At 72.5% G+C, this 17,724-nt stretch carries 24 protein-coding genes; 12 read left to right on the forward strand and 12 right to left on the reverse strand.

Going from position 1 to position 17,724, the window contains the following annotated elements:
• Positions 1-72 precede the first annotated feature (72 nt).
• Positions 73-234 (forward strand): hypothetical protein, encoded by a 162-nt coding sequence (locus tag ABT369_RS02020; RefSeq protein ID WP_350609655.1) that lies wholly within the window; start codon positions 73-75, stop codon positions 232-234.
• Positions 235-318: 84 nt separating this feature from the next.
• Here the strand turns inward: ABT369_RS02020 and ABT369_RS02025 are convergent, their stop codons facing one another.
• Positions 319-489, reverse strand: a complete 171-nt coding sequence (locus ABT369_RS02025; protein WP_350609657.1) for a hypothetical protein — start codon at positions 487-489, stop codon at positions 319-321.
• Positions 490-743: 254 nt separating this feature from the next.
• Between ABT369_RS02025 and ABT369_RS02030 the strand changes: the two genes are divergently transcribed.
• The 3 genes from ABT369_RS02030 to ABT369_RS02040 are packed head-to-tail and all read left to right on the forward strand — an operon-like array spanning position 744 to position 2,836.
• Positions 744-1,256: a hypothetical protein gene (locus ABT369_RS02030; RefSeq protein WP_350609659.1), complete on the forward strand. Its 513-nt coding sequence runs from the start codon at positions 744-746 to the stop codon at positions 1,254-1,256.
• 4 nt (positions 1,257-1,260) lie between these two features.
• Positions 1,261-1,578, forward strand: coding sequence for a TfoX/Sxy family protein (locus ABT369_RS02035; protein ID WP_350609661.1), 318 nt, complete (start codon positions 1,261-1,263; stop codon positions 1,576-1,578).
• A gap of 10 nt (positions 1,579-1,588) precedes the next feature.
• The gene (locus ABT369_RS02040; RefSeq protein ID WP_350609663.1) at positions 1,589-2,836 is read left to right on the forward strand and encodes an NYN domain-containing protein; all 1,248 of its coding nucleotides are present in this window, start codon (positions 1,589-1,591) and stop codon (positions 2,834-2,836) included.
• 192 nt (positions 2,837-3,028) lie between these two features.
• Here ABT369_RS02040 and ABT369_RS02045 read toward each other — a convergent pair whose 3' ends face one another.
• A complete protein-coding gene (locus tag ABT369_RS02045; protein WP_350609665.1) occupies positions 3,029-4,003 on the reverse strand; it encodes a hypothetical protein in 975 nt (324 codons plus the stop codon).
• 93 nt (positions 4,004-4,096) lie between these two features.
• On the opposite strand from ABT369_RS02045, the gene ABT369_RS02050 reads away from it, so the two are divergent.
• Together ABT369_RS02050 and ABT369_RS02055 are read left to right on the forward strand one after the other, a co-directional pair.
• Positions 4,097-4,876 carry an SDR family NAD(P)-dependent oxidoreductase gene (locus ABT369_RS02050; RefSeq protein ID WP_350609667.1) on the forward strand — a complete coding sequence of 260 codons (780 nt, stop codon included), beginning with the start codon at positions 4,097-4,099 and terminating at the stop codon, positions 4,874-4,876.
• Between the two features lie 70 nt (positions 4,877-4,946).
• Positions 4,947-5,330, forward strand: a complete 384-nt coding sequence (locus ABT369_RS02055) for an HPF/RaiA family ribosome-associated protein (protein ID WP_350609669.1) — start codon at positions 4,947-4,949, stop codon at positions 5,328-5,330.
• Positions 5,331-5,348: 18 nt separating this feature from the next.
• On the opposite strand, the gene ABT369_RS02060 is transcribed toward ABT369_RS02055, so the two are convergent.
• The gene (locus ABT369_RS02060) at positions 5,349-6,389 is read right to left on the reverse strand and encodes a LacI family DNA-binding transcriptional regulator (RefSeq protein ID WP_350609671.1); all 1,041 of its coding nucleotides are present in this window, start codon (positions 6,387-6,389) and stop codon (positions 5,349-5,351) included.
• Positions 6,390-6,537: 148 nt separating this feature from the next.
• Between ABT369_RS02060 and ABT369_RS02065 the strand changes: the two genes are divergently transcribed.
• On the forward strand, positions 6,538-8,778 hold the full coding sequence (locus ABT369_RS02065; RefSeq protein WP_350609673.1) for an exo-beta-d-1,3/1,6-glucosidase: 2,241 nt from the start codon (positions 6,538-6,540) through the stop codon (positions 8,776-8,778).
• Between the two features lie 86 nt (positions 8,779-8,864).
• Positions 8,865-9,311 carry a MarR family winged helix-turn-helix transcriptional regulator gene (locus tag ABT369_RS02070; RefSeq protein WP_350609675.1) on the forward strand — a complete coding sequence of 149 codons (447 nt, stop codon included), beginning with the start codon at positions 8,865-8,867 and terminating at the stop codon, positions 9,309-9,311.
• A gap of 7 nt (positions 9,312-9,318) precedes the next feature.
• On the opposite strand, the gene ABT369_RS02075 is transcribed toward ABT369_RS02070, so the two are convergent.
• Complete coding sequence (locus ABT369_RS02075) at positions 9,319-9,489, reverse strand: hypothetical protein (RefSeq protein ID WP_350609677.1); 171 nt, start codon at positions 9,487-9,489, stop codon at positions 9,319-9,321.
• Positions 9,490-9,571: 82 nt separating this feature from the next.
• Here ABT369_RS02075 and ABT369_RS02080 point away from each other — a divergent pair, with 82 nt between their 5' ends.
• On the forward strand, positions 9,572-10,021 hold the full coding sequence (locus ABT369_RS02080) for a GNAT family N-acetyltransferase (RefSeq protein WP_350609679.1): 450 nt from the start codon (positions 9,572-9,574) through the stop codon (positions 10,019-10,021).
• Positions 10,022-10,050: 29 nt separating this feature from the next.
• Here ABT369_RS02080 and ABT369_RS02085 read toward each other — a convergent pair whose 3' ends face one another.
• The 4 genes from ABT369_RS02085 to ABT369_RS02100 all read right to left on the reverse strand — a co-directional run bounded on the left by ABT369_RS02085 (position 10,051) and on the right by ABT369_RS02100 (position 12,664).
• Entirely contained in the window at positions 10,051-10,965 is a 915-nt protein-coding gene (locus ABT369_RS02085) for an acyl-CoA desaturase (protein WP_350609681.1), read from the reverse strand.
• Positions 10,966-11,033: 68 nt separating this feature from the next.
• Positions 11,034-11,537 carry a hypothetical protein gene (locus tag ABT369_RS02090; protein WP_350609683.1) on the reverse strand — a complete coding sequence of 168 codons (504 nt, stop codon included), beginning with the start codon at positions 11,535-11,537 and terminating at the stop codon, positions 11,034-11,036.
• Between the two features lie 60 nt (positions 11,538-11,597).
• Complete coding sequence (locus tag ABT369_RS02095) at positions 11,598-12,122, reverse strand: hypothetical protein (protein WP_350609685.1); 525 nt, start codon at positions 12,120-12,122, stop codon at positions 11,598-11,600.
• Positions 12,113-12,664 (reverse strand): TetR/AcrR family transcriptional regulator, encoded by a 552-nt coding sequence (locus ABT369_RS02100; RefSeq protein WP_350609687.1) that lies wholly within the window; start codon positions 12,662-12,664, stop codon positions 12,113-12,115. The genes ABT369_RS02095 and ABT369_RS02100 overlap by 10 nt, the downstream gene beginning before the upstream one ends.
• A 128-nt stretch (positions 12,665-12,792) precedes the next feature.
• Between ABT369_RS02100 and zwf the strand changes: the two genes are divergently transcribed.
• Entirely contained in the window at positions 12,793-14,295 is a 1,503-nt protein-coding gene (gene zwf, locus ABT369_RS02105; protein ID WP_350609689.1) for a glucose-6-phosphate dehydrogenase, read from the forward strand.
• A gap of 57 nt (positions 14,296-14,352) precedes the next feature.
• Here zwf and ABT369_RS02110 read toward each other — a convergent pair whose 3' ends face one another.
• A complete protein-coding gene (locus ABT369_RS02110) occupies positions 14,353-14,658 on the reverse strand; it encodes a type II toxin-antitoxin system PemK/MazF family toxin (RefSeq protein ID WP_350609691.1) in 306 nt (101 codons plus the stop codon).
• Positions 14,658-14,897, reverse strand: a complete 240-nt coding sequence (locus ABT369_RS02115; RefSeq protein WP_350609693.1) for a hypothetical protein — start codon at positions 14,895-14,897, stop codon at positions 14,658-14,660. Before ABT369_RS02115 ends, ABT369_RS02110 begins: the two co-directional genes overlap by 1 nt.
• A gap of 232 nt (positions 14,898-15,129) precedes the next feature.
• On the opposite strand from ABT369_RS02115, the gene ABT369_RS02120 reads away from it, so the two are divergent.
• On the forward strand, positions 15,130-15,951 hold the full coding sequence (locus ABT369_RS02120) for an MMPL family transporter (RefSeq protein WP_350609695.1): 822 nt from the start codon (positions 15,130-15,132) through the stop codon (positions 15,949-15,951).
• Here the strand turns inward: ABT369_RS02120 and ABT369_RS02125 are convergent.
• Both ABT369_RS02125 and ABT369_RS02130 read right to left on the reverse strand, forming a co-directional pair.
• On the reverse strand, positions 15,884-16,471 hold the full coding sequence (locus ABT369_RS02125; RefSeq protein ID WP_350609697.1) for a hypothetical protein: 588 nt from the start codon (positions 16,469-16,471) through the stop codon (positions 15,884-15,886). The two genes, ABT369_RS02120 and ABT369_RS02125, sit on opposite strands and share 68 nt — an antisense overlap.
• A 98-nt stretch (positions 16,472-16,569) precedes the next feature.
• The gene (locus ABT369_RS02130) at positions 16,570-16,953 is read right to left on the reverse strand and encodes a VOC family protein (protein ID WP_350609699.1); all 384 of its coding nucleotides are present in this window, start codon (positions 16,951-16,953) and stop codon (positions 16,570-16,572) included.
• 21 nt (positions 16,954-16,974) lie between these two features.
• Between ABT369_RS02130 and ABT369_RS02135 the strand changes: the two genes are divergently transcribed.
• On the forward strand, positions 16,975-17,562 hold the full coding sequence (locus ABT369_RS02135) for a hypothetical protein (protein ID WP_350609701.1): 588 nt from the start codon (positions 16,975-16,977) through the stop codon (positions 17,560-17,562).
• Positions 17,563-17,724: the final 162 nt, after the last annotated feature.

The following is a 17,724-nucleotide window of genomic DNA, read 5'->3' on the forward strand; positions in this document are numbered from 1 at the left end:
CGGCGTTCGTACGGCGTTCAGCCCGTGGTCGCTCCCGCACCCCAGGATTCCTCAATCGACGTCTGCTGATCGATGGACGCCGCGAACGCCTTCGGCGAGAACCTCAGCGGCCTGTCCTACGAGTCCGCCGGCGTCGTGTGGGCCGTCAAGAACGGCCCCGGCACGCTGTACCGCCTGGTGCCCAACGGCAACGACAAGAGCCGCGCCATGCGCTCCGGCACCCTGTCCTGCTGACGGGCCCTGTGCTTCGGCGAACCCGCCCGCGCGGCTGGTTCGCCGGGCCGGCGATGTGCACCAGGCGCGAAAAAAACCAAGCGCTCAGCTGCTCAGCGATGAGCCCAGGGACGCGAAGAAGTCGCCGAAACCGTTGGCGATGTCGAGCAGCCCGCCGCCGATGGAGCTCACCACGTTGGCCGCGGACTGCGGGCGATACGCGACGAAGAACACCAGGAACGCCAGGCCACCCCATCTGAGGATCTTCTTGACCATGGTCGCCTTTTCCTCCCCATCAAGGACGCCGAGCATTCAGCGTAGCCGTTGAATGACGCTCAGTGAAGTTGCCCTATGTCATTGAACGACCCGCAGAACGATAGCAACACACGAACCTCGCATTCACGATCGTTCACTCACCGCCCGCCGTCGCCCGGCGGGGCACATCGCCGCTGCTGTGTCGGCTTTCGGGCACGCCGGTGTCCCCGGTTGGAACGCACCTCCGGTGTCCATCGATCGACGAGGAGTTGCCAATGTCATACCCCGGATACCCGCCTGCCGCCGCCGTGGCCCCGCCCGCGAGCCGCCCGACGACGCTCACCCTCGCGTTCCTCGGCGCGCTCGTCTCCGGTCTCGCCGGCCTCGTCGCCTCCGTGCTGCTCATGGTGCACGCGCACGACCTGGCCGCCGACACCGTCGACGACATCGCCGGGGACCTGCTCGGCGACGAGCTCACCAAGGCCACCGTCGACGAGGCCGCCGCCACGCTGCAGACCCGCGGCGTGGCCGGCATCGTCTCGGCCCTGCTCATCATCGGCTTCGCGTTCGCGATCCGGGGCGGCGCCATGTGGGCCCGGATCGTGCTCGCCGTCGTGCTGGCCGGCTTCCTGTGCGCGGGCGGCCTGCAGGTCGCCGACGTCGCTCCGGCCGCGACCAAGGCCCTCGACGTGCTCGCGTGGCTGCTCGGCCTGGCCACGATCGTCCTCATGTTCCTCCCGCCGTCCAACGCATACGCCCGGGCGCGCAAACAGGGGGTCGTAGCATGAGCTGATGGCCTACGACGAGGTGCTCGCCGAGCGGCTGCGCGAACGGCTCCCGGCCGCGGCGCGGCGGCGCATGTTCGGCGGCCTGGCCTTCCTGACCGGCGGCAACATGACCGTCGGCGTGTACCGCGACGACCTGCTCGTCCGCCTGAGCCCCGAGGACGCCGACGCCGCCCTGGACCGCCCGGGCGTGCGGCCGTTCGACATGACCGGACGCCCGATGCGCGGCTGGGTCCTCGTGGCCGGCGAGCACCTCGACGACGCCGACCTCGACCGGTGGGTCGCGACCGCCTCCGCGTTCGTGGCCACGCTTCCCCCGAAGTAGGGTGCAGCGGATGGGTCACGTGCGCACGGCGTTCTTCCTCGACTTCGACAACGTGTTCAGCGGGCTGTTCAAGCTCGATCCCGAGGTCGCCGTGCAGTTCGCCAGTGAGCCCGGGGTGTGGCTGCAGCGGCTGTCCACCACCCTGACCGCCGCCGAGGCGCCCCGGCGCTGGCTGATCCTGCGCTGCTACCTGAACCCGGCGGGCTGGGTGAACACGCGCGACGCGGCGGGGGAGCCCAACCGGCTGTACTTCTCGCGCTTCCGCCCCAGCTTCGTGCGCGCCGGCTTCGAGGTCATCGACTGCCCGCGGTACAACGCCACGAAGAACGCGGCCGACATCCGCATCGTCGTGGACGCCGTCGACGCGCTGGCCGACGACACCCGCTACGAGGAGTTCGTCATCGCCTCCGGGGACTCGGACATGACCCCGCTCCTGCAGCGCCTGCGCCGCGCCGACCGCCGCACGATGATCGTCTCCCCGGCCGACGCCGCCGAGGCCTTCACCTCGATCGCCGACCAACTCCTCGACAGCCAGCAGCTCATCGCCCTCATCCAGGGCGAGCCGGTCGACCTCGACGACTTCGAGGGCGGCCCCGACACCGGCGCCGACTTCGTGCCCGACGAGGCCTACGAGCAGTTCCGCGCCATCGTCACCGCCGAGTACGAGGCCGCCGATGCGCCCCTGAACATGGCGGCGCTCGCGTACCGGCTGCGCACCGAGGTCGGCCCGGTCGTCGGCAGCACCAACTGGTTCGGGTTCGGCTCCTTCGCCCGCGCGCTGGAGACGCTGGAGCTGCCCAACCTGCACCTGTCCCAGCACCTGCTGTGGGACGAGAGCCGGCACGAGGCCCCGGAGCCCACCGCCCCCGGGGCGCCCCGCACCGTCCTGCCCGAGCCGGTCGAGCGCCTCGCCGACCAGCTGAGCCTGCCCCGCCTCCCGCAGGCGTGGTGGCCGTCCATCTACGAGACGCTCGCGGCCTACGCGCGCGAGCACCGGTTCAACCTCACCCAGTGCACGAGCTGGTCGCGCGACCGGCTGCGCGACAACGGGGTGCCGGTCAGCCGGGGCGCGGTGGCGTTCGTGGTGCGGGGGACGTCCTTCGGCGGCTACCCGCTGCACCGCCAGCCCCCGCCCACGCCCGCCGAGATCGCGTCGGCCTTCGTGAACAACGTGCTCTCCCGCGCGGAGGCGGCGCAGATCCCCTTCACCGATGAGGAGGCCGCCGCGGTGCGCGCCTGGCTCGGCGAGTCGGCCTGACGCGATAAGTCGGGCGCTCCGCGCCGGCCGGCGAGGGGGTCGCCGTGGTGCGCTCGGCCTGACGCGATAAGTCGGGCGCTCCGCGCCGGCCGGCGAGGGGGTCGCCGTGGTGCGCTCGGCCCGACGCGATAAGTCGGGCGCTCCGCGCCGCGACTTATCGGACTTATCGCCCGCCGGGCCATATGTCGGTTCTCAGGCGTTCTGCAGCACCCGCGGCTCCGCGACCGGCTCGGTGCGGCCGCGCGCGGCCAGCGCCAGGCCCGCGAGCACCACGACGGCGAGCCCACCCGCCGCGAGGAGCGTCAGCGCGTCCGGCTCCAGCAGCGGCTGCCCCCGCAGTGCCTGCCACGTCAGCAGCGCGATCAGCCCCGCATAGCCCACCGCCGCCACCCGCACGACCCGCAGCCGCGTGCGCACCGCCCCGAACCGGGCCGGGTACCGTGCGGCCAGCAGGGCCAGCACCAGGGCCAGCAACGGCAGCGCCTGCAGCGCGTGAATCCCGGCGAAGTGCGGGATGCGCAGGTCCCCGCCGGTGGTCGACCAGCCGGTCACCGGCATGGCGGGCCCGCCGTCGGCGACGCCCACGCTGTGCGCGCCGACCATCGCGGGCGCGCCGCCGTTGTCGAGCTCGACCTGCTGCGCGCCCGTCGGCTGCGTCATGAGGAAGCCGAGCGCCATCCCGGCGAGCGAGAGCGCGAACCCGAGCCGGGCCGCGGAGCGCACCACCGGATCGGTGTCGCGCTGCACCGCCACCACGACCGCCACCACGAGGCTGGCCGTCCAGAGCACCATCACCGTGGCGCCCATGAGGTTCCAGATCATCGCGTCGAACGGGGTGGCGACGTCGAAGTGGCTCGCCCGGCCGCGCACCGCCTGCAGCACGATGGCGACCATCTCGCCGGCGGACGCGAGCGCGACGACGGTCGCGGCCCACCAGCCCGTGCGGCGCCAGCGGTTCACGAACCGCAGGAGCCAGGCCAGCGTCAGGGCGTACAACCCCAGGGAAACGGCGAATTTGCACGGCTTGAGCCACGCGGGGCTGCCGCCGATGCTGCGGTCGTCGACGGCCAGGCCGACGAGCGCCACGATGGTGAGCACGCCCATGACGGCGGCCAGCCCGACCAGCGGCCGGTGCCAGCGGGCGGCGGTGACGGGGGAGTTCGACATGCCTCGACCATCCCGTTCGCGGCGCCACGAATCAGCCCCGCGCACCCCCGAATCGATGCTGAGGCTGTCCCTACCATCGACTACCGTCGGCGAATGACCAACACCTATGCGAACGCCGCCGGGCTGGACGGCACGGCGTGCATCGTCACCGGGGCGGCCCAGGGCATCGGGCGGGGCATCGTCCAGGCGCTGACCGAGCGGGGCGCCGCCGTGCTGCTCGTCGACCACAACGCCGAGACGCTCGAGGCCACCGTCAAGGGCCTGGAGGGCCGGCGGGTCGCGTCGCTGCTGTCGGACATTCGCCAGGCCGGCGAGGCGGAGCGGATCGTGGCCGCGGCGGTGGAGGCGTTCGGGCGGCTCGACGTGCTCGTGAACAACGCGATCGCCACCCGGGCGGCCGGGCCGTTCACGGAGCACAGCGACGACGACTACGACCTGGTCTTCGAGACCGGGCCGCGGGCGACGTTCCGGCTCATGAAGGCGGCCTTCCCGCACCTGGCCGCGAGCGGCCGCGGGTCGGTGGTCAACCTCGGGTCGAGCGCGGGGACCGAGGGGCAGGCGGGCTGGGCGACCTACGCGGCGGCCAAGGAGGCCGTCCGGGGCCTGTCCAAGGTGGCCGCGACCGAGTGGGGCGCGGCGAACGTGCGCGTGAACGTGGTGTGCCCGTTCGCGAACTCGGAGGGGGCGCAGCTGTGGGAGCGGTTCGACCCCGACGGGTACAACGCCGCGCTCGCCAAGGTCCCCATGCAGCGCATCGGCGACACGCGGACCGACATCGGGGCGCTGGTGGCCTTCCTGGCGAGCGACGACGCGACGTACATCACCGGCCAGACCATCATGATCGACGGCGGCTGGGGCATGCACCGGATCTAGCCGTTTTTGGGGGGCCGGTTGCTGGGTAGTGACCCTTTGAACGCGATTTCGCCGGTTCGAGGGAGATGTGATGAGTGTTGCCGCGGATCCAGCCACCGTCGACAAGTGCCTCCGGGTGGGTACCGGGTTCTCGCAGGGCGATCGCAACTGGATCGCCGAGCAGTTCGCGACGCTCGACACCCGGCTCGCGGCCTTCAGATCCGACGCGACCGAGCTCGAGGTGTCGGTGAAGGACCGTGAGGCGCCCGGGCAGAAGGTGACGCTGGAGTGCTGGATCGCCGGCCGGCAGAAGATCGTAACCACCTCCGGCGAGGAGGAGCTCCTGGCCGCCCTCCACGACGTGCGCGACGACCTGCGCCGCCGGCTCAACGACGCCAAGACCCGCGAGGAGCCGCGCAACAACCGCCACCTGCGCGAGCGGGCGGAGGCGGAGGACTACTCCGAGCTGCAGTGACCGAGACGGTCGCCCCGCCTACCGGTGTTGTGCGGTGGGCGGGGCGGTCGACTCGCGAACCACCAGGTGCGTCGCCAGCTGGACGTGCATCGAGTCGGGCGTGCCGCCTCGGGCGATGGTGTGCAGGGTGCGCACCGCTACCCGGCCCATATCCGCGATCGGCTGGTGCACGGTGGTCAGCGGCGGCGAGGAGAGCTTCGCCGGCTCGATGTCGTCGAAGCCCACGATCGACAGGTCCTGCGGCACGCGGCGGCCGAGGCGGCGCGCGGCCTCGAAGACGCCGAGGGCGGCCCCGTCGCAGGCGGCGAAGATGGCCGTCGGCGGGTCGGGCCGGGTCAGCAGCTCGATCGCCATGCGGCAGCCGGCCTCCGCCGTGAAGCCGCCGTGCACGACCAGCGCCGGGTCGGCCTCGATGCCGGCGAGCTCGAGGGCGTTGCGGTAGCCGTGCAGCCGCTCCCGCGAGGCGGCGATCTCGGCGGGCAGCCCCGCGAAGCCGATGCGCCGGTGGCCGAGCGCGACGAGGTGCTCGGTGGCCTGGGTGCCGCCGGCGAAGTTGGTCGCGGCGACGCTGGCCAGGCCCGTGCCGAAGGCCCCGGTGAGGTCCACGGAGACCAGCGGCAGGCCGAGCTCGTCGACGGTGCGGACCTGCCCGGCGGTGAGCGCGAGGGACACGACGATGACGCCGAGGCGGCGGCGGGCGGCGGCGCGGAGCAGCCACGCGTCGCTGAGCGGGAGACCCGGGCGGCCCTCGCGGTCGAGCACGTCGACGGCGATCTCGACGCCGAGCTCGCGGGAGGCGGTCAGGATGCCGCCGAGGACCTGCAGGGAGTACATGCTGACCATCGAGTCGAACACCACGTCCACGACGGTCTCGGTCTGCGGCTCGCGCGGGCCGGTGCTGGGCACGTAGCCGAGCGCCGTGATCGTCTCCTCGACCTTCGCGCGGGTGCGGGGATCGACGTTGGGCCGCTTGTTCAGCACCTTCGACGCGGTCGCCTTGGACACGCCGGCGGCCTGGGCGACGTCCTCGAGGGTGACGCGCACAGGCTGTTCACTCATGCACCCTCCCAGATCGATAGAGCGCTCCCCGAAACTGTTTCATCGCGTTGACAGCAGAGTAGGTTACCCATACCGTCGATACAACACGAAACTCCACGAAAAAGTTTCTGGCTATGACGACCTAAGAGGACGACGGATCGTGACGACTGTGACCGAGAGACTCCCGTACCAGGACGCATCACTGCCGGTCGCGGAGCGGGTCGAGGATCTGGTCGGGCGCATGACCCTCGCCGAGAAGGTCGGGCAGATGCTGCAGCTGGACGCGCGACTCGACCTCGCCGAGGCGGTGCTGACCAAGACGACGGGCTCGCTGCTGCACGCCTCCCCCGCGCGCATCCGCGAGTCGATGGCGATGGTCGCCGCGACCCGGCTGCGCATCCCGCTGCTGATGGCCGACGACTGCATCCACGGCCACGCGTTCTGGCCGGGCGCGACGGTGTTCCCGACCCAGCTGGGCATGGCCTGCAGCTGGGACCCCGCGCTGATCGAGCGTTCGGCGCGGGTGACCGCGGCCGAGATCTCCACGACCGGCGTGCACTGGACCTTCTCGCCCGTGCTGTGCGTCGCCCGCGACCTGCGCTGGGGCCGGGTGGACGAGACGTTCGGCGAGGACCCGTTCCTGATCGGGGAGCTCGGGGCGGCCATGATCAGCGGGTACCAGGGCGGTGGTCTCGGCGACACGACCGCGGTCCTCGCGACGGCCAAGCACTTCGCCGGCTACTCCGAGACCCAGGGCGGCCGCGACGCCAGCGAGGCCGACCTCACCCCGCGCAAGCTGCGCTCCTGGTTCCTCCCGCCGTTCCAGCGGGCGGTCGAGGCGGGCTGCGCCGTGTTCATGCTCGGCTACCAGTCGATCGACGGCGTGCCCGTCACCGCCAACCGCTGGCTGCTCGACGGCGTGCTGAAGACCGAGTGGGGCTTCCCCGGCACCCTCGTCACCGACTGGGACAACGTCGGGCGGATGGTGTGGGAGCAGAAGGTCTGCGCCGACGACGTGGAGGCCGCCGTCATCGCGGTCGAGTCCGGCAACGACCTCATCATGACCACGCCCGAGTTCTTCGAGGCGGCGCAGACGGCGGTCGCGCAGGGGCGCCTGGCCGAGGCGAAGATCGACGATGCCGTACGCCGCATTCTCCGCCTGAAGTTCGAGCTGGGCCTGTTCGAGGACCCCCGCGGCGCCGACGCCGAGCGCCAGGCCGCGGTTATCGGCTCGGCCCCGCACACCGCGCTCAACCTCGAGGTCGCCCGCCGCTCGCTGGTGCTGCTGCGCAACGACGGCACCCTGCCGCTGGCCGGCCCGGTGCGCCGCATCGCGCTCGTCGGGCCCAACGCCGACGACCCGCACGCCCAGCTCGGCGACTGGGCCGGCGCCTCCGGCCAGGTCGACTGGATGCCGGACGGGCACCCGCGCGAGACCGTCATCACCGTGCGCGACGGCCTGCGGGCCGCGCTCCCGGACGGCTGGGACCTCGCCTACTGCGAGGGCGCCCAGATCGGCAGCCTCGAGCCCGACCCCGAGGGCACCCACTTCCCCGACGGCCAGCCGCGCCCGCCCCTGTTCCGGGCGGCCCCGGCCGACCCGGCCGCGATCGCCGAGGCCGTGGCCCTGGCCGAGGCCAGCGACGTCGTCGTGGCCGTGCTCGGCGACAACGTGGCCCTGACCGGCGAGGGCAAGTCGACCGCGACCCTGGACCTGCAGGGCGGCCAGTCCGCGCTGCTCGACGCGCTCGTGGCCACCGGCAAGCCCGTCGTCGTGGTGCTGGTGCAGGGCAAGCCCTCGACGCTACCCGCCTCGGCCGAGCGCGCCGCCGCCGTCATCGCCGCCTTCAACCCGGGCATGCAGGGCGGCCGGGCCATCGCCGAGCTGCTCCTCGGCGAGATCGAGCCGAGCGGCCGCCTCCCGATCTCCTTCGCGCGCCACGCCGGGCAGCTTCCGGTGTACTACAACCAGCTCCGCGGCCAGCACGGCAACCGCTACGCCGACCTGACCCAGGAGCCGCTCTTCGCGTTCGGCGAGGGCCTGTCCTACTCGACGGTCGCCTACTCGGACCTGCGCATCGCCGACGCGGTCGTCCCGGCCGACGGCGTCATCCGCGCGAGCGTCACGATCGCGAACACCGGCACGCGCCCGTCGCTGGAGACGGTCCAGGTGTACGTGAGCGACCTCGTCACGAGCGTCACGTGGGCCGAGCGCGAGCTGAAGGCCTTCACCCAGGTGACGGTCGCCCCGGGCGCGACGGAGACGGTGGAGCTGGAGCTCCCGGCGTCGTCCTGCTCCCTGGTCACGGCCGACGGCCGCCGGGTCGTCGAGCCCGGGCGCTTCGAGCTCCAGGTGGGCCGCAGCTCCAAGTCCGCGGACCTCCTGCGCGCCCCCTTCGAGATCCACTAGCCCGCCGGACCGCTCCCCGGCCGCGGCCGTTACGGCGTGCAATGCGTCCGCCGGGAACGATGACGCGGCCGGGGTAGTGTCGGCGGGTGCCCGAGGAACCGCTGGGATTCGTGCTCGCCGCCGTCGGCAGCGCGGCGGCGTCGGCGTTCGAGGCCGCGCTGGCCGAGACCGGCCTGCACCCGCGCCACTTCGCGGTGCTGCGCGGCCTGCGCGACGCCGAGGCGCAGTCGCAGCAGCAGCTCGCGCACGACCTCGGCATCCCGGCCAGCCGGGTCGTCGGGCTGCTCGACGACCTGGTGCGGCGCGGCTACGTGTCGCGCCGCGAGTCGCCGACCGACCGCCGGGTCAAGCTCGTCGCCCTGCTCGACGAGGGCCGGGCGGCGCTGGGCCGGCTGACCGCCCTCGCCGGGCGCTCCCAGGACCGGCTCACCGCCGGCCTGACCGACGCCGAGCAGGCCGAACTGCGGCGCCTGCTCGGCGTCGTGCACCGCAACGCCGCCGCGGAGCCCGAGGGCGTCCGCGGCGGCCGGTGAGCCGCGGCTAGGACAGCGGCTCCAGCCCGGTCCAGGTCTCGGCGGTGGTGGTGACCACGAGCCGGACCGGCGCGTCGAAGAGCAGCCAGAGCAGGCCCGGCCCGGAGCCCGCCAGCAGCGGGGCCTTGCCGGGCAGCGCCGGGCCGAACACCTGGCCGATCACGCCCCCTTCGGGCACATCTCGCTCCTCCCTTTGCCAGGTCCACTCGCGGGAGCGCCGTTCGGTTCCATCTACGCGGTTCCAACTAGACTCAGGACTCGTGATCTTCCGCCCGGCCGTGCGCGCCGATCTGCCGGCGATCGTCGCACTGCTCGCCGACGACGTGCTCGGGCGCGACCGGGACCGGGCCGTGGTGGACGACGCCTACGAGCGGGCGTTCGCGGCCATCGACGCCGACCCGCGCAACGAGGAGATCGTCGCCGAGGACGGCGGCGAGATCGTGGCGTGCCTGCAGGTGACCTACATTCCGGGGCTGGGCCGGCACGGCATGCAGCGCGCGCTGGTCGAGTCCGTGCGGGTGCGCCCGGACCTTCGCGGGCGGGGCGTGGGCGCGGCCCTGATGACGTGGGTCGTCGACCGCGCCCGGGCCCGCGGCTGCGGCCTCGTGCAGCTGACGACGGACAAGGCGCGCGCCGACGCCCACCGCTTCTACGAGCGGCTCGGCTTCGTCGCCTCCCACGAGGGCATGAAGCTGCACCTCACGAGCTGAGCCGCGGCCCCGGTGGGCCGAAAGAGCAACTAGGCCGCGGTGATGCGCGCGAGGCGCTGCGGGGTGGGCCAGCGCACGTCCCAGGCCCAGCCGAGCTTCTCGAACAGCCAGATGGTGCGGGCCGAGATGTCGATCTGGCCGCGCAGCACCCCGTGGCGGGCGGAGGTCGGGTCGGCGTGGTGCAGGTTGTGCCAGGACTCGCCCATGCTCAGAATCGCCAGCGGCCAGAAGTTGGCCGAGCGGTCGCGGGCCGCGAACGGGCGCTCGCCGATCATGTGGCAGACCGAGTTCACCGACCAGGTCACGTGGTGCAGGGCCGTGACGCGCACGAGTCCGGCCCAGAAGAACGCGGTCACCGCGCCCTGCCAGGACCACGAGATCAGGCCGCCGAGCACGGCCGGGGCCGCGAGCGTGACGATCGTCAGCGGGCCGAAGAGCCGGTGCACGAGCCGGATGTCGCGGTCGGCGAGCAGGTCGGGGGCGAAGCGCTCCTGGTTGGTGAGGTCACGCTCGAGCACCCAGCCGAGGTGGGCGTGCCAGAAGCCGCGGGCGAGCGCGACCGGCGAGGTGCCGAAGAGCCAGGGGGAGTGCGGGTCGCCCTCCCGGTCGGCGAACGCGTGGTGGCGGCGGTGGTCGGCGACCCAGTGCAGGATCGGCCCCTGGACCGCCATGCTGCCGACCACCGCGAGGCCGATGCGCAGCGCGCGCTTGGCCTTGAAGGCGCCGTGGGTGAAGTACCGATGGAAGCCCACCGTCGCCCCGAGGCACGTCACGACGTAGAAGGCCGCGGCGAGGATCACGTCCAGCCACGCCAGCCCCCAGCCCCACGCGATCGGGACCGCCGCGAGCAGCGCGAGGAACGGGATGATGACGAACGCGTAGACCGCGACGTGCGCCGGAATCGGGCGCTTGCGGCCGAGGAGGGGCTTCACCGCCGTGGTCATGGCCGCGACCATAGGCCGCCGTCATGGCTGGCATCCCGCGGCAACAATGCCGGGCCGCGGCGGCGACGTTACAGGTAGACGTCCAGCCGGCCGGAGAACAGCGACGTCGTCTGCAGCCGCTGCTGCTGGATGGCGTCGAAGTTGGCCCGCGCCTCCTCCGCCCGCTGCCGGAGCTGGTCCTCGAGCGCCTGCTGCTGCTGGATGCGCTGCTGGTCGTCGAGGCGCTGCTGCTCCACCGTCCGCTGGTCGGCGAGGCGCTGGTCGGCCTGGCGCTGCTGCTGCAGCTGGTACTGCTGGTCGCCGGCCTGCTGCACGTCGCGCGCCCGCTGGTCCTGCTGCCGGACGAGCTGCTGGCGGTCGGTGGCCTGCAGGTCGTCGGCCCGCTGCTGCTGCAGCCGCTGGTCGTCGACGCGCTGCTGCTCCAGCCGCTCCTGCTGGAGCCGGTCCTGCTGCAGGTTCTGCTGCATGTCCCGCGAGGTCGGCGTGCCGGTCGCATTGGCCGTGGCGGCGCTCGTCGCGGTCGCCGTGGTCAGCGTGGTCGGTGTGGCCGGCGCAATCGGTGTGATCGACATGGCAACCTCATTACTCCTTGCAAGATCCCGATAACTCTAAGTTACCACGAACGGGTGACGTCAAACGCCCCGCTCGGCCAGCCCGGCGAGGTTCAGCAGCTGGCGGCGCATCATCACCAGGTCGCCGGCGCACAGCAGCGGGCGGGTGGCGCGCTCCAGGGGGCCGCGGGGGTCCGGGAGGTACAGCTTCCCGATGAGCCGGGACCGGTCGGGCCCCAGCTCGCGGACCAGGTAGCTGATGACGATGTCGCCGAACAGCTCCCGGGCCGGCGGGGTCGCCATGCGGAAGGTGAGCTGCTCGCCCGGGACGAAGGCGATCAGGTCGAAGATCGTCATCCAGCGCTGGCCGGCCGCGAGCTCGTCCACGCCGGGCACGAGCTCGCGGGGGCTGCGGCGGCCGCCGTTGTCGATCCAGTCATAGCTGTACGGCGCCACGCGCAGCTGGCACAGCCAGCGGAACGTCACGGACGCGGGCGCGTGCACGTCCACGGCGCGGAACCAGGCCTCGCGCCCGGGCGCGAGCTCGTCACCGGCGTAGGCGAGGGCGGTCTCGCCGGAGCGGGTACCCCACACTTTTAGAGACATGTCTCTAAAATTAGCACCGCCGTCTCCTCCGCGAGGTCCTCGGCCCGGGCCGGGATCTCGTGCCCGGCGCGCAGGTGCCGGCGGACCAGGGCCGCCGGCAGGTCGGTGAGCGCGAGCACCACCTTGTCGAAGTCGCCGCCGAGGGCGCGCATCGCGGCCACGGCCCGCCCGTTCATCGCGTCGAGGGCGGCGCGCTCCTCGTCGCTCCAGTGCTCGCGGTCGAAGTCGTCGGCGCGGTACAGCAGCACCGCCGCCTGCCCGGGATGCTCCCGGCACCAGGCCACCACGTGCCGGGCCGCGCGGGCCGGGCGGCCCTCGGCCAGGGCCGCGAAGAACCCGGCCTGGAACCGCTCGACGGTGCGCAGCCACAGCGCGGCGGCCAGCGCCGGGTGCCCGGAGAAGCGGTGGTACACCGACCCGCTCGGCCCGCCCGCCTCCCGAGCCACGGCCGCGACCGTGAGCGCCTTGGGCCCGCCGGTCCCGACCAGTCGCACGGCCGCGTCCAGGAGGCTGTCGGCGTCATGCCGAGCGGGTCGTCCCATGGTGCCCAACCTACTGACTAGGCTTGGCGGAGGCCGTGCAGAGACGCCGGTCACGTTCCGGAATCGTTGCTGCCCGCCTCGGTTGGCTCGTAATGTCACGGCGGCAGTCCGACGGAGAGGCACACCCCATGTCCAGCGAGACGGTCCTGCAGGAATCCGACAACCGGCACGCCCCGCCGGCCACGGTGGTGATCTTCGGTGCGTCCGGCGACCTGACCCGGCGCAAGCTGATCCCGGCGATCGAGAGCCTGGCCCGGCACAACCGGCTGACCGAGCGGTTCGCGGTCGTGGGCGTGGCCCGCACGCCGATGGACGACCAGCAGTTCATCCACAACGTGCTCGGCGACCGCGGGGTGTCGGGCATGCCGCAGCTGGCCGGCGCGGTGCGGTACATCGCCGGCGGCTACGACGACCCGGAGACCTACAAGAACCTCAGCGCCCTGCTCGACGAGCTCGACGAGCAGCGCGGCACGGGCGGCAACCGCATCTTCTACCTCTCCACCCCGGCCGAGGCGTTCCCGCTGGTCATCAACGGCCTGGCCGGCGCCGGGCTGAACCAGACCCCGGAGGGCTCCTTCGCCCGCCTGGTCATCGAGAAGCCCTACGGCCACGACGAGCGCAGCGCGAAGGCCCTCGACCAGACGGTGCACGCGTCCTTCGACGAGTCGCAGGTCTTCCGCATCGACCACTACCTGGGCAAGGACACCGTCCAGAACGTGCTCGCGCTGCGCTTCGCCAACTCCATCTTCCAGCCCATCTGGAACCGCACCTGGGTCGACCACGTGCAGATCACCGTGGCCGAGACGCTCGGCGTCGGCACCCGCGGCTCCTTCTACGAGCACGCCGGCGCTGTGCGCGACATCCTGCAGAACCACGTGCTGCAGGTGCTGGCCCTGGCCCTCATGGAGCCGCCGGCGTCGTTCGCGGCCGAGGCGGTGCGCAACGAGAAGGTGAAGCTGCTGCAGGCGATTCGCCTGCCCCGCGGCCGGGACATCGACGACATCGCGGTCCGCGGGCAGTACACCCGCGGCGGCACCCGCGAGGAGCTCATGCCCGGCTACCGCGAGGAGCCCGGCGTCGACCCGCTCTCGCGCACCGAGACCTACGCCGCCCTGCGACTGGACGTGGACAACTGGCGCTGGGCCGGCGTCCCGTTCTACGTACGCACGGGAAAGCGGTTGCCCAGCCGCGTGACCGAGGTCGCCCTGCAGTTCCAGCGCCCGCCGCACCTGCCGATCCCCGACTCGCAGCTCACCGAGCTGCAGCCCGACGCGCTGATCCTGCGCATCCAGCCCGACGAGGGCATCGCCCTGCGCTTCGGCGCCAAGGTGCCGGGCCACTCGTTCCGGGTCCGCTCGGCCAGCATGGACTTCTCCTACGACAAGACCTTCCGGGAGGAGTCTCCGGAGGCGTACGAGCGGCTGCTCCTCGACGCCCTGATCGGCGACACCACGCTGTTCATCCGCTCCGACGAGGTCGAGCAGTGCTGGCGGATCGTCGACCCGATCATCGAGCGCTGGGCCCAGGACACCAGCCCGATCCCGACCTACGAGGCCGCGTCCTGGGGCCCGACCGACGCGAACCGCCTGATCGAGCGCAGCGGGCGCGCCTGGCGCAACACCGTCGCCTGACGACGGCTGCGCAGCAGGCCCGGGCGACGCCTCGCCCGGGCCTTCGCGTATGCGCCGTCAGCGTTCTTCGAGCCCGAACGCCGCGGCGACGGCCCGCGACAGTTCCAGCTCCTGCTCGGGCCGCAGATATCCGAGCAGCCGCCCTACCTGCTCGACCGGCATCGTGGTGATGTTGTCGCAGCTCACGACCGACGGTTGCGCGAGCCCGTTCGTGCCGTCGACCGCCACTTCGGTGGACAGGCCGCGGACCCGGCTGGTGATGGGCGCGACGGTGACCGATCGCAGATGGGGCCGCACTTCGGGTCTGGTCAGGATCAGCACCGGCCGTGTCTTGTCGAGCCGGGCAAGGTGAATCGGGCGCATCAGTCGATGTCGAGCGGCTGCTGAGCCGCCCAGGCGGCGAGGTTGTCGAGCCCGTCCTCGTCGCCGCCGGCCGGCGTCGCGTAGATGCGCGCGTCCCGCTCGGCGATCGTGCGCCGGCGATCGCGGATCAGCGCTCGGGTCACGACCGCCGCCCGGCTGGCGGAGGCGCCCGACGCGACTTCCTCGTCGATGTACTCGAGCAGGTCCTCGGGCAGGCGAACGGCAATCTGGGTCGTCATACCAGAACGGTACCGAATTGGGATGCATTCTGATGGCATGGCGTTCACTATAAGGCCATGTGGCCATTTGTTGCCAAGCTGAACTCTCGCCTCCCGACGCAGCTTCGACCTGCTCGCGGAGGGCTTCGGCCCCGGCTTCAACGGCCCGCTCACCACCGTCGTCGCCCTGGACCCGCCGGCCGCGGGCCCCTCGGACGCGCGCCTGGCCGACCTGGGCGACGCCGTCGCCGCGGTGCCGGGCGTCGCCGGGGCGTCCCCGGTGCGGATCTCCGGCGGCGGCGGGGTCGCCTCGCTGCGCGTCACCCCGTCCACCGCGCCGGGCGACCCCGCGACCGCCGACCTGGTGCGCCGGATTCGGGCCCTGCGGGTGGCCGGGGCGCCGGTGCACGTGGGCGGGCCCGTGGCCACGAAGGCCGACCTCGCCGAGCGCAGCGCGGGCCGGCTGCCGGTGGTCATCGGGGTCGTCGTCGCGCTCTCGGCGGTGCTGCTCCTGCTCGCCTTCCGCGCCCCCGTGGTGGCGGTCAAGGCCGCGGTCATGAACCTCGTGTCGATCGGCGCCGCGTACGGCGCGCTCACCGCGGTCTTCGCGTGGGGCTGGGGCGTGCGGCTGACCGGGCTCGACGGGCCGCTGCCGATCGAGAGCTACGTGCCGACGATGCTCATCGCCCTGCTCTTCGGGCTGTCGATGGACTACGAGGTGTTCCTGCTGACGGCGGTACGCCAGGAATGGCGGCGAACCGGCGACAACACGGCGGCGGTGCGGGCCGGCCTCGCCCGCACCGGCCGGGTCATCACGTCTGCCGCCTGCATCATGGTGGTCGTGTTCGCGAGCTTCACGGCCAACGTCGACCCGATCATCAAGATGTTCGGGCTCGGGATGGCGGTCGCGATCGCCGTGGACGCCACCGTGGTCCGGGGCCTGCTCGTGCCGGCCACGATGGCGCTGCTGGGGCCGGCCAACTGGTGGCGCCCACGGCGGCGGGGGACTACTTCGACGCCGCCTCCAGCCGCGGCAGCAGCTGCAGCGCCGTCCGGCGGGCGACGGACAGGTTAGCCTGGTCGCTCGACTCCGAGGAGACGTACACGTCCACGTCCCGCCCGTCCTGCCACACGTAGAGGTGCCCGGCGAGGGAGTACGCGGTGGTGCCGACGCCGATCACCGGCTGGGCCTGCTTGTTGCGGACGTCGAAGTTCTCGCGGGTCTCCAGGCTCACGGTGACCGTGAGCTGGCCCTGGGAGAGCTGCCACTGGCAGTAGCGGCTGGTGGTGCTGGAGCCACCGTCGTCGGTCATGAGGGTCACCGACTCGCCGGTCAGCGTCTGCACCTCGGCCTTGGACATGAGCTTGCAGATGTCGGGCACCGCGCCGGCCTCCTTGGTGCCGGTCGACGGCTTGGCCGAGCCGCTCGCCTTCGACGAGGGCTTCGCGGAGGCCGAGGCCGGGGCGGAGGCGACGGCCGCGGCCGACGCCGGGGTGGACGGCTTGGCGGTGGCGGTGCCGGCGTCCTGCTGACAGCCGGCGAGCCCCAGCGCCCCGAGGGCGGCCGCGGCCAGAACGATGATGCGACGAGTCACGGTGCGCTCCTCAGATCGGTTTGGTACGACCAAAGGTGCGCGATCGCCGCCCCGCCGCACGCACGTATGGTGCGACCTGGCACGTTTCCGTGACCCGGTCAGTCCCACCGGGTCGCGTTGGCCTCCGACAGGGTGCCCGGACCGTCCAGCACCACGCAGAACGGCAGCCCGGCCGGGTCCCGCATCACCTGCCAGTTCCCGGCCCGCTCGACCCGCGTGGCGCCGAGCGCCTCGAGCCGGGCGACCTCCGCGTCGAGGTCGTCGGTGTGGAAGTCGAGGTGCATCCGGGCCTCGCCGTCACCGAGCCGCTGGGCGAGCAGCAGCATGTCGTGCGTCGGCAGCCGGGCGCCGTTGAACTCGGGGTATTTGCCGACGACCGGCATCTCGGCCCCGGCCGCGCCGGACCAGAACGCCACGGTGGCGTCGTGATCGTGCGCGGGCACGTCGACGCAGATCGCGAAGAGCCTACTGAAGTGAGCCACGCCCAGCAGTATGCTCGCGCGATGTCGACCTTCATGGCGGTGGCCGCGGTGGACCTCTCGCGCGCCGCGGATCCCGCCGGGTTCGTGGACGCGCTGAAGCTCCCGCAGGAGCCGGTGCCGTACTGGATCCGCCCGCAGGGCTCGGCGCACACGCGCGTGTCGCTCTACGCGGACCGGGGCAACACCTGGCTCGCCGAGGCCATCGCGGACGCCCCGGACTGGGAGCGGGCGATCATCGCGCTGGACCACGACGAGTACGGCGGCGAGCACCTGATCCTGTCCAGAGTGGACGGTGTGGTGTCCCGGGTCCAGCACGTGTTCCTGCACTGGGACGGCGAACCGGGTCCCGATTTCGACGAGGTCGCACTGCCCCGGCTGCTCCCGGCGCCGACCGCCGACGGCATGCTGAACACGCCCGCGTCCTGGGCCGCGGTGGCCGCCCTCTACGGTGCCGACCCCGCGGCCGTCGAGCGGGCCGGGCGCGCCGCCGCCGAGGCCCACGAGGAGCTCGGCACCATCTTCACGCCGTTCGAGGGGTTCTGGGACGCCGTCGGCGCCGAGTACCCGCTCGAGCTCGACGGCGAGATCGACGGGATCATCGTTCCCTGACCAGCGACGTCTCGGCGGTCAGCGCTCTTTGACCAGCGACGCCTCGGCGGTCAGCGCTCCCTGACCGGCGACGTCTCGGCGGTCAGCGCTCTTTGACCAGCGACGCCTCGGCGGTCAGCGCTCCCTGACCGGCGACGTCTCGGCGGTCAGCGCTCTTTGACC

This window comes from Dactylosporangium sp. NPDC000244 (assembly GCF_040300725.1).
Classification (GTDB): domain Bacteria; phylum Actinomycetota; class Actinomycetes; order Mycobacteriales; family Micromonosporaceae; genus Dactylosporangium.